Annotated in this window: 9 protein-coding genes; 4 read left to right on the top strand and 5 right to left on the bottom strand. The window is 70.2% G+C overall.

All coding sequences use genetic code 11. The features are described from left to right. Positions 1–865, top strand: an 865-nt coding sequence (locus ABYX71_RS08160; RefSeq protein WP_372696004.1) for an acetate/propionate family kinase, incomplete at its 5' end; no start/stop codon positions are given. 79 nt (positions 866–944) lie between these two features. Here the strand turns inward: ABYX71_RS08160 and ABYX71_RS08155 are convergent. Further along, positions 945–2,375 (bottom strand): FAD-binding oxidoreductase, encoded by a 1,431-nt coding sequence (locus ABYX71_RS08155; RefSeq protein WP_372696003.1) that lies wholly within the window; start codon positions 2,373–2,375, stop codon positions 945–947. Further along, positions 2,372–2,956 (bottom strand): hypothetical protein, encoded by a 585-nt coding sequence (locus tag ABYX71_RS08150; protein ID WP_372696002.1) that lies wholly within the window; start codon positions 2,954–2,956, stop codon positions 2,372–2,374. Before ABYX71_RS08150 ends, ABYX71_RS08155 begins: the two co-directional genes overlap by 4 nt. Positions 2,957–3,044: 88 nt before the next feature. On the opposite strand from ABYX71_RS08150, the gene ABYX71_RS08145 reads away from it, so the two are divergent. Further along, positions 3,045–3,668 (top strand): MBL fold metallo-hydrolase, encoded by a 624-nt coding sequence (locus ABYX71_RS08145; protein ID WP_372696001.1) that lies wholly within the window; start codon positions 3,045–3,047, stop codon positions 3,666–3,668. Positions 3,669–3,736: 68 nt separating this feature from the next. After that, complete coding sequence (locus ABYX71_RS08140; protein ID WP_372696000.1) at positions 3,737–5,041, top strand: OmpP1/FadL family transporter; 1,305 nt, start codon at positions 3,737–3,739, stop codon at positions 5,039–5,041. Positions 5,042–5,048: 7 nt separating this feature from the next. Here the strand turns inward: ABYX71_RS08140 and nagZ are convergent, their stop codons facing one another. Next, the gene (gene nagZ, locus ABYX71_RS08135; protein WP_372695999.1) at positions 5,049–6,056 is read right to left on the bottom strand and encodes a beta-N-acetylhexosaminidase; all 1,008 of its coding nucleotides are present in this window, start codon (positions 6,054–6,056) and stop codon (positions 5,049–5,051) included. 17 nt (positions 6,057–6,073) lie between these two features. Further along, positions 6,074–7,411, bottom strand: a complete 1,338-nt coding sequence (locus ABYX71_RS08130) for a TRZ/ATZ family hydrolase (RefSeq protein ID WP_372695998.1) — start codon at positions 7,409–7,411, stop codon at positions 6,074–6,076. 330 nt (positions 7,412–7,741) lie between these two features. Here ABYX71_RS08130 and ABYX71_RS08125 point away from each other — a divergent pair, with 330 nt between their 5' ends. Beyond that, on the top strand, positions 7,742–9,280 hold the full coding sequence (locus ABYX71_RS08125; protein WP_372695997.1) for a 2-isopropylmalate synthase: 1,539 nt from the start codon (positions 7,742–7,744) through the stop codon (positions 9,278–9,280). A 75-nt stretch (positions 9,281–9,355) separates the two neighbouring features. Here ABYX71_RS08125 and ABYX71_RS08120 read toward each other — a convergent pair. Beyond that, a partial coding sequence (locus ABYX71_RS08120; protein WP_372695996.1) for a VOC family protein occupies positions 9,356–9,580 on the bottom strand: 225 nt, incomplete at its 5' end.

The raw sequence follows: 9,580 nt of genomic DNA, 5'->3' as shown, positions 1-9,580 counted from the left end.
GGAGGCACAGATCGCGGCCTGCGCGCCGCTGGCGCCGCTGCACAATCCACCGGCACTGGCCATGATCCGCGCCTGTCGCCAGCGCTTTGGCCCCGACGTTCCGCAACTGGCGGTGTTCGACACCGCCTTTTTCGCCGACCTGCCACAGATGGCGCGCAGCTACGCCCTGCCACGCACCCTCACCGAGGCGCACGGCATCCGTCGCTACGGCTTTCACGGCATCGCCCACCAGGCGCTGTGGCGGGCCTGGCAGGCACACACCGGCCGCGGCGGACGGGTGGTCACGCTGCAACTGGGCGCCGGCTGCTCGGCAGCCGCCATCGCCGACGGCCGGCCGCTGGACACCTCGATGGGCTATACCCCGCTGGAGGGCCTTGTGATGGCCAGCCGCAGCGGCGACGTCGACCCCGGCCTGCTGCTGCATCTGCAACAGACCGCCGGCCTGGACGCCGCCCGGCTGCAGGACACGCTCACCCACCACAGCGGCCTGCTGGGCATGGCCGGCAGCGCCGACATGGCAACCGTGCTGGCCGACCCGTCGCCGGCGGCGAAGCTGGCCGTCGATGTCTACTGCCAACGTATACGCAAGTACATCGGCGCCTACGCGGCGGTAATGGGCGGCCTCGACGGCATCGTGTTCGGCGGCGGCGTCGGCGAGCATGCGCCGGCCGTGCGGGCGCGCGTGCTGGCCAACATGCAGTGGCTGGGCGTGCGCCTGGACGGGGCGGCCAACGCCGACACCGACACCGACACCGACGCGCGCATCACCCACGCCGACTCTCCATGCAGTGCCTGGGTGGTCCGGGTCGATGAGGCCGGCGAACTGGCCCGCGCCGGGCAGCAACTGCTGGCCGGCATGGCCTGACACCCTGCGCACCTGCCCGGCGGGCGGCTGCCCCCCGGTAACCGATACCCGGCCACAGCGGCCACGGGCCACGCGCCGCTCAAGCGGGCGGCGGCAGCACCTTGCCCGGATTGCACCGGTCGGCAGGATCCAGCGCCGCCTTGATGCGGCGCATCAGGTCGATGGCGACCGCCGGCTCATGGTCGGCCAGTGCCTCGCGCTTGAGCAGGCCGATGCCGTGCTCGGCGGACACCGAGCCGCGATGTGCCGCCACCTGCGCGTTGACGATGCCGGCCAGCTCCTCCCAGCGGGCGAGAAACTGCGCCGCCGGCATGTCTGGCGGTTGCGACAGGTTGAAATGGATGTTGCCGTCACCGATGTGGCCGAAGGCACACACCCGCAGGCCCGGGCATGCCGCCTGCACGGCGGCGCTGGCCGCACCGACGAAGGCCGGCACGGCCGACACCGGCACCGCCACGTCGTTCTTGATGCTGGCGCCCTCGTGACGCTGCACCTCCGCCACCGCCTCGCGCAGGCGCCAGAAGTCGGCACCCTGCGCCAGGCTGTCCGCCAGGGCGGCGTCGGTGATGCTGCCGTGCTCCAGGCACTGCGCCAGCGTCTGTTCGAGCACCTGACGCAGGTTGCCCACCACGCCGCTACCGGTCAGCTCCACCAGCAGGTACCAGGGCGACGGCGTGCCGAGTGGATCACGCGCCTGTGGCAGGTGGCGCAGCACGAACTCGAGCGCCGTGCGCGACACCAGCTCGCAGCCGCTGACGGCATCGCCGCTGGCCTCGCGCAGGCGGCCGAACACGGACAGGCAGGCCTCCAGCGTCGGACAGGCCAGCCAGGCGGTGACCGTCTCGCGCGGCGCCGGAAACAGCTTGACCACCGCCGCCGTGATGATGCCGAGCGTGCCCTCGGCGCCGATGAACAGGTGCTTGAGGTCGTAGCCGGTGTTGTCCTTGCGCAGCGCCGTGAGGCCGTCCCACACCTGGCCGTCCGGCAGCACCACTTCCAGGCCCAGGGCCAGGTCGCGCGCATTGCCGTAGCGCAGCACGTTGGTGCCGCCGGCGTTGGTGCTCAGTGCGCCGCCCAGGCGGGCACTGCCATCGGCACCGAAGCTGAGCGGAAAAAGCCGCTGCTGCCCGGCCGCCGCCTCGCGCAGGCGCTGCACCACGCAGCCGGCCTCGGCGGTCAGGGTGAAATTGGCCGCATCCAGTGCCCGGATACGATCCAGCCGCTCCAGGCTGACCACCACCTGCCGCGCCGCATCCTGCGCCACCGCGCCCCCGCACAGCCCTGTGTTGCCCCCCTGAGGCACGACGGACAGGTCGAGCGCCGCGCAGGCTCGCATGAGCGCCGACACGGCGGCGGTATCCTGCGGCAACACCACCGCCAGCGCTTCACCGCGGTACAGGCCACGCTGCTCGGCCAGGTACGGCGCCAGGGCATCGGTGTCGTGCAGCACCTGGCAGCCGGGGACGGCAGCCAGCCGTGACAGGCACGCGGCGCGGTCCGGCGGGCTCATGGCACGCCCGGCTGTGGCAGCCGGCAGACGTCGATCTCGCCGCCGCAGAACAGGTTGAAGGCCATGGCGGCCGCACAGGCGCGCCGGGCCAGTGCCTCGGCATCGAGGTCGCTGTCGTACAGGGCGTGCAATGCGCCCAGCGCGAACTCGGCGCCGGAGCCGACGGCGTAGTACTGCTCGAAAGCCGTGACGGACGTGTCCGAGGACACGTAGAAGATGCCGCCGTCGTTCGCCAGCAGGAACGAGGCGTCCAGGTCACCGAACGGCGAACTCTCCTCCTCGCCCTGGCACTGGTCGTTGACCAGCGAGTAGCGCTCGTGCAGCGCCTTCCAGAAGTTCTGGAAAAAACGGAACACGTCACGCTCGCTGTCCAGCCGCGGGGCCCGCCGGCGATGCAGGAAATCATCCAGGATGTTGGCGTACACGCCCCAGCCGCTGGTCGCCACATAGGTGTCGCCGACGGAGAGAATCTTTTGCGTGCGGTGGTTGCCGATCGGCACCCGGTTGTGGCCGAAGTTGTTCTGGGTGTCGGCGGCGATCACGGTCACGCCGCCCTTGCGCACGGCAACGGCTATGGTCATTGGTGGTCTATGGCTCACGAGGGTCGTCGCATCATCCTATCAGCCCACCCGCGGCAGCCCGCCGCGCCCTCAAACGGAGGTCAAGACGATGCAGCAACTGTGTCCTGATCTGTGGCAAACCACCGCCGAACACCCCTTCGGCCCGGATGTGACCACGCACGCCTATCTGTGGCGTGGGCCGGCCGGCAACGTGCTGTTCTACAACACGGGGCTGGCGGAAGAAATCGAGGCCCTGGCACCGCTGGGCGGCGTCGCGTGGCAATACCTCAGCCACCGCGACGAGGTCTCGCCCAGCCTGGCGGCGATACATGCCCGCTTCGGCACCCGCCTGCGCTGCCACGCGCTGGAGGCACCCGCCGCGCAGGCCGTGACCCCGGTCGAGGCCACCTTCGACGCGACGCACGTGCCACTGCCTGGCCTGGAGGTGATTCCCACCCCCGGCCACACGGTCGGCAGCACCTGCTTTCGGGTGCAGGGGGCCGCCGGCATCTACCTGTTCACCGGCGACAGCCTGTTTCCGGACGGCGACGGCTGGAGCACCTATGTCGGTACCGATCAGCGCGCCACGCTGGCCGACAGCCTCGACCGTTTGCGCACACCGACCCCGGCGCTGGTACTGGCATCGGCCGCGCGTCACCCGCACGGCTACCGCGCTGTCGACGGACCGCAGTGGCAACGCATCCTCGACACCGCCATCGGCGACCTGCGCTGACGGCGCTGGCCGTATTCGGCCAGCGCCGTACACTGCGGCGGCAGAACAAACCCGAGGGAGGAGACGTCATGTCGATTCGGAAGGGCCTTTGGAGGGGCCTGGCACTGGCATTCGCTGTCGCCAGCGCGGGCGCAGCGCAGGCGGCCGGTGGCTACTTTGCGATGGGCTACGGGCCAGTGGCGCGGCAGATGGCCGGCGCCACCACCGCCGTCACCGGCGACGCCTTCGCCGGCGCCTCGAACCCCGGCAAGCTGGTGTTCGCCGGCGACCGGCTGGATCTTGGCGTGGAACTGTTCATGCCCAGCCGCCGCATCGAGCGCAGCGGCAGCGGCACGCCGTACGATTTTCACTCGGTCAGCCGCAACAGCCTGTTCCTGATTCCGGAAGGCGCCTACAGCCGGCAGCTCAACGACCGCCTCGCCTGGGGCATCACCGTATACGGCAACGGCGGCCTCAACACCGAATACACCGACACCACCGGCGTGCCGGGCAGCAACGGCAACCCGGCCGCCTGTGGCGCGGCAGCGGGCAATTTCCTGCTCGGCTGCGGCAAGCTCGGCTTCGACCTGACGCAGCTGGTGGTGGCCCCCACCCTGGCCTGGCGGCCGACGCCGCGCCAGGGCCTCGGCATTGCACCGCTGATCACCGCCCAGCGCTTCAAGGCCTACGGCCTGCAGGCGTTCGCGCCACTGTCCGAGCATCCGGGACGCGTCACCAATCGCGGTTACGACATCGCCTTCGGGCTTGGCCTGCGCATTGGCTGGTATGCGCAACCGACGCCCTGGCTGAGCCTTGGCGCCGCGTACGCCACGCGCACGTTCATGCAGAAATTCGACAAGTACGAGGGCCTGTTCGCGGAGGGCACCTTTGACGTACCGGAGAACTTCAACGTCGGGGTGGCGCTGCGTCCGACGGCCGACTGGCTGGTGTCGCTGGACGTGCAGCGGATCAACTTCGCCGGCGTCAACTCGCTTGGCAACGGCGTGCTGAACACGCTGACCGACCCCGCCGGCCGCCCCCTCGGCAGCGCCCAGGGCAGCGGCTTCAACTGGCGCGACGCCAACACCTACCGGATCGGCATCGCCTACAGCTGGTCACCGCGCCTGACCCTGCGGGCCGGCTACGGCTACGGCGCCCGTCCCAACGACGACGACATCAACACCGTCAGCTTCAACATGCTCACACCCAACCAGCTGCGCCAGGCCAGCGTCGGCTTCAGCTGGCAGCTGTCCGAGGATCACGAACTGCACGGCTCGGCCGGGCATTACTTCGAGAGCACCTACCGCGGTCCGTCGGCGGCGCTGCCCGGCGCCACCGAAAAGATCCGTCCGCACGTGGAAATGCTGATGCTGGCCTGGAGCTGGCGCCTGTAGCGGCGCTTCAGGCCCCGGCCGCCAGCACCTGTCGCGCCACCGGCAAACCCGCGTCGTCCATCGCCCGCGCCAGCAGCCGCGCGTGGCGGTGAGCCGGCACGGGCGCGGTGTTCGCCGGCAGGGCCGCCACCACTTCGCGCACGGCCTGGGGTTCGTTGCACAGCAGCACGTAGTCGCAACCGGCCGCCAGCGCCGCGCGTACCCGCTCGGCAGGCCCGCCGGCCACCACCGCCCCGGCCATGCCGAGGTCGTCGCTGAACACCGCGCCGTCGAACCCCAGCTCGCCGCGCAGGATGTCCTGCACCCAGCGGCGCGAGAAACCGGCCGGTTGACCGTCCACCGCCGGAAACACCACGTGCGCCATCATCACCGACGCCATGCCGGCCGCGAACAGGCGCCGGTACGGCAACAGATCGCCCTCCAGCGCGGCGCGCGGGCGCGCGTCCACCACCTGTGTCAGATGCGTGTCGGCCGCCACCGCGCCATGTCCCGGAAAGTGCTTGCCGCAGGCCGCCATGCCGGCATCGGCCATGCCGGCCATGAAGGCGCCGGCCAGTGCCGCGGCGGTCTCGGCGTCGGCGTGAAAGGCCCGCGCACCGATGATCTCGCTCACGCCGTAGTCAAGGTCGAGTACCGGAGCGAAGCTCAGGTCCACGTCCAGCGCCACCAGTTCACCGGCCATCACCCGTCCGCCGGCGCGGGCCCGTTCAAGGCCGCGCTCGGGGTCGCGGTCAAAGGCGTGGCCATAGTCGGCCGCCGCCGGCAGTCGCGTGAACCCGGGCCGCAGACGCTGGATGCGCCCACCCTCCTGGTCGACGGTGATCAACAGCCGCGGTTCGCGCAGGCCGTGAATGCGCTGGCACAGCGCCCGCAGCTGCGCGGCGTCGGTGAAGTTGCGCTCGAACAGAATCACCCCACCGATCAGCGGGTGCTGCAGCAACGCGGTTTCCTCGGCGCTCAGCTGCGGGCCGGCGAGCCCGATCACCAGCGGACCGGGCGGCAAAGACACGGGCATGGTCAATCCTTTGCTGATCAGGGCGCTGCGTGGCGGTCGGCGGCAGCGATGCGCTCGCCCCAGTCGGCGGCGCGATCGACGATGGCGTCGACATCGAGTGTGGTCAGGCGCCGCGCCTGGAGCAACGGCCGCCCGGCCACCCACACGTCGGTGACTGCCTGGCGGCCGGCGGCGTAGATGAGCTGCGAGATCGGGTCGTGCACGGGCTGGCAATGCGGCGCCGACAGGTCGAGCGCCACCAGATCGGCCGCCTTGCCCGGCTGCAGCGAGCCGATTTCCTCATCCAGACCCAGCGCCCGGGCACCGCCCAGGGTGGCCATGTGCAACAGCGCCGGTGCCGGCACGGCGGCGGCATCGCCGGCGGCCAGCTTGGCCAGAAGACCGGCCGACTTGAGCTCCCCCAGCAGGTCGAGATCGTTGTTGCTGGCGGCGCCGTCGGTGCCGATGGCCACGTTCACTCCGGCCGCCAGCAGGGCCGGCAGCGGACAGGTGCCGGACGCCAGCTTCATGTTCGACTCCGGGCAATGGACCACGCTGGCGCCGGCCGTACCCAGGCTGGCCATCTCGCCGCCCAGCAGCTGCGTGGCATGCACGCCGATCAGCCGCGGCGACAGCAGCCCCAGACCCGCCAGCCGCTCCAGCGGACGCACGCCAAAGCGCGCCTCGCTCTCGGCCACCTCATGCGCGGTCTCGTGCAGGTGGATGTGCAGCGGCAGGTCGAGTTCATCCGCCAATGTGGCCAGCTGGCGCAGCGGCGCGTCGCTGACCGTGTAGGGCGCGTGTGGCGCAAAGGCCGTGCGCACGAGCGGATGGTCGCGCCAGGCGTCGTGCAGGGCCAGGCCACGGCGCAGGTAATCGTCGGCGTCGCTGGCGTAGGCGCTCGGGAAATCGATGGCGATCAGGCCGATCACCGCCCGCTGTCCGGCGCTGGCCGCCACCTGCGCCGTCTCCTCGCCGAAGAAGTACATGTCCGAGAAACAGGTGATGCCGGCCTGCAGCATCTCCGCCACCGCCAGCGCGCTGCCGTCACGCACGAACTGCGGCCCGACGAAGCGCTGCTCCGCCGGCCAGATGTGCTGCTGCAGCCACGGCATCAGCGGCAGGTCGTCGGCCAGGCCGCGCAGCAGCGTCATCGCGGCATGGGTATGGGCATTGACCAGACCCGGGATCAGCGCGTGCCCCGGCCGCTCGATCTGCGTCAGGTCGGGGAAGGCCTCACGCGCCTGGTCACTGGGCAGTACGGCGGTGATACGGCCGCCGTGCACGACCACCGCATGGTGCTCCAGGACACAGTCGGCCGGCTGCACGGGGATCACCCAGCGAGCGTGAATCACGAAGCATGCTGTGTCGGTCATCCGGCGGTCCGCCAGGGCTGGGGCTGCATTGCAGGCTGAAAAATCGGGGTGCTATAGTGCCCAGCATTCACGCAATTGCAACCGACATGCGCCACGACCGCCAGCCAATCACCGCCTTGCCTGCCCGCGCCGCGCGCGGCACGCGGCTGTGCGCGTCCGTCTCCCTGCCCCGCCGGCCGCTCGGCCTGCTGCTACTGACGCTGCGACTGCCGTAAGGCAGACATACGCACGCATGCCCTGGCGAGGGCCCCAAAACGCCAATCCAACACCTTACCCAAGCCGCGCGGCCCACCGCCGTGCGGCCGCCCGTAACCGTTTCGGAGACCGGCCGTGAGCAAAGACAAACTCATCATTTTCGACACCACCATGCGCGACGGCGAGCAGAGCCCCGGCGCCGCCATGAGCCGCGAGGAGAAGCTGCGCATCGCCAAGGCGCTGGAGCGGCTCAAGGTGGACGTGATCGAGGCCGGCTTTCCGGCGTCGAGCCCCGGCGACTTCGCGGCCGTCAAAGGGGTGGCCGAGATCGTCAAGGAATCGCGCGTGTGTGCGCTGGCGCGCACCGGCGATGCCGACATCGACCGTGCCGGCGAGGCGCTCAGGCCCGCGGCCGCGTCGCGCATCCATACCTTCATCGCGACCTCGCCGCTGCACATGGAGAAGAAGCTGCGCATGACGCCCGACCAGGTGGTCGAGGCCGCCGTGCGGGCGGTCAAGCGCGCGCGGCAGTACACCGACGACGTCGAGTTCTCGGCCGAGGACGCCGGACGCTCGGAAATGGACTTCCTGTGCCGCATCTTCGAGGCGGTGATCGACGCCGGCGCCACCACCATCAATGTGCCGGACACGGTCGGCTACAACCTGCCGCAGGCGTTCGGCGAGAAGTTCCGCCACCTGATCGAGAACATCCCCAACTCGGACAAGGCCGTGTTCTCGGCCCACTGCCACAACGACCTGGGCCTGGCCGTGGCCAACTCACTGGCCGCCGTGCTGGCCGGCGCCCGGCAGGTGGAGTGCGCCGTCAACGGCCTTGGCGAGCGCGCCGGCAACGCGGCGCTGGAAGAAGTGGTCATGGCGGTACGCACCCGTCAGGACGTGTTCCCCTGCGACGTCGGCATCGACACGCGGCACCTGCTCGCCTGCTCGAAGCTGGTGGCGGCCGTGACCGGTTTCCACGTGCAGCCGAACAAGGCCATCGTCGGTCTGAACGCCTTCGCCCACGAGTCCGGCATCCACCAGGACGGCGTGCTCAAGAGCCGTGAGACCTACGAGATCATGCGCGCGCAGGACGTCGGCTGGCAAGACAACCGCCTCACGCTGGGCAAGCTGTCCGGACGCAACGCCTTCAAGCAGCGCATGGCGACGCTCGGCTTCGAGTTCGCCACCCAGGAGGAGCTGACCGAGGCCTTCCGTCGTTTCAAGGAACTGGCCGACAAGAAGCGCGACATCTACGACGAGGACCTCATGGCCCTGGTCACCGACATGGACCTGACCCAGGCCAACGAGCGCATCCGTCTGGTCGACATGAAGGCCACCGCCGAAATGGGCGAGACGCCGCAGGCCACGGTGACACTGACCATCGACGGCACCGAACGCACCGCCAGCGCCGACGGCGACGGCTCGGTGGATGCCACCTTCAAGGCCATCGAGGCGATCGTGAATTCTGGAGCGCAGCTGCAGCTTTACTCGGTGCAGAGCATCACCGGCGGCACCGACGCCCAGGGCGAGGTCAGCGTGCGCCTGGCGCGCGACGGCATGGCGGTCAACGGCCAGGGCGCCGACACCGACATCGTGATCGCCTCGGCCAAGGCCTACGTCAACTGTCTGAACCTGGTGCTCGCCGCGCGCGAGCGTGCCGCCGCCGGGGTCTAGAGGCTGGCATCACGGCCATGGCGCACGCATGCGCCATGGCCGCGGGGCTTGCTGCGAAGAACCGGCCGCTGCGCGTCAGGCGGCGGTCTGTTCGAGTTCCATCAGCACCCCGCCGCAGTCCTTGGGGTGCAGAAAAACCACCGGCAGACCGTGGGCGCCGATGCGCGGCTCACCCAGCACGCGAATGCCCGCGGCCTTGACCGTGGCGATCGCCGCCGTCAGGTCCGGCACCTCGAAACACAGATGGTGCAGGCCGCCGTCGGGGTTCTTCTCAAGGAACCTGGCGATCGGCGACTGGTC

The sequence above is a fragment of the Immundisolibacter sp. genome (assembly GCF_041625615.1).
GTDB lineage: Bacteria > Pseudomonadota > Gammaproteobacteria > Immundisolibacterales > Immundisolibacteraceae > Immundisolibacter.
This window is presented reverse-complemented; position numbering and strand designations above follow the sequence as displayed.

Bases quoted from the DNA above. Each gene is read 5' to 3' on its own strand.
- ABYX71_RS08155 (WP_372696003.1), bottom strand. From the start codon at position 2,375: ATGAGCCCGCCGGACCGCGCCGCGTGCCTGTCACGGCTGGCTGCCGTC.
- ABYX71_RS08150 (WP_372696002.1), bottom strand. From the start codon at position 2,956: ATGACCATAGCCGTTGCCGTGCGCAAGGGCGGCGTGACCGTGATCGCC.
- ABYX71_RS08145 (WP_372696001.1), top strand. From the start codon at position 3,045: ATGCAGCAACTGTGTCCTGATCTGTGGCAAACCACCGCCGAACACCCC.
- ABYX71_RS08140 (WP_372696000.1), top strand. From the start codon at position 3,737: ATGTCGATTCGGAAGGGCCTTTGGAGGGGCCTGGCACTGGCATTCGCT.
- nagZ (WP_372695999.1), bottom strand. From the start codon at position 6,056: ATGCCCGTGTCTTTGCCGCCCGGTCCGCTGGTGATCGGGCTCGCCGGC.
- ABYX71_RS08130 (WP_372695998.1), bottom strand. From the start codon at position 7,411: ATGACCGACACAGCATGCTTCGTGATTCACGCTCGCTGGGTGATCCCC.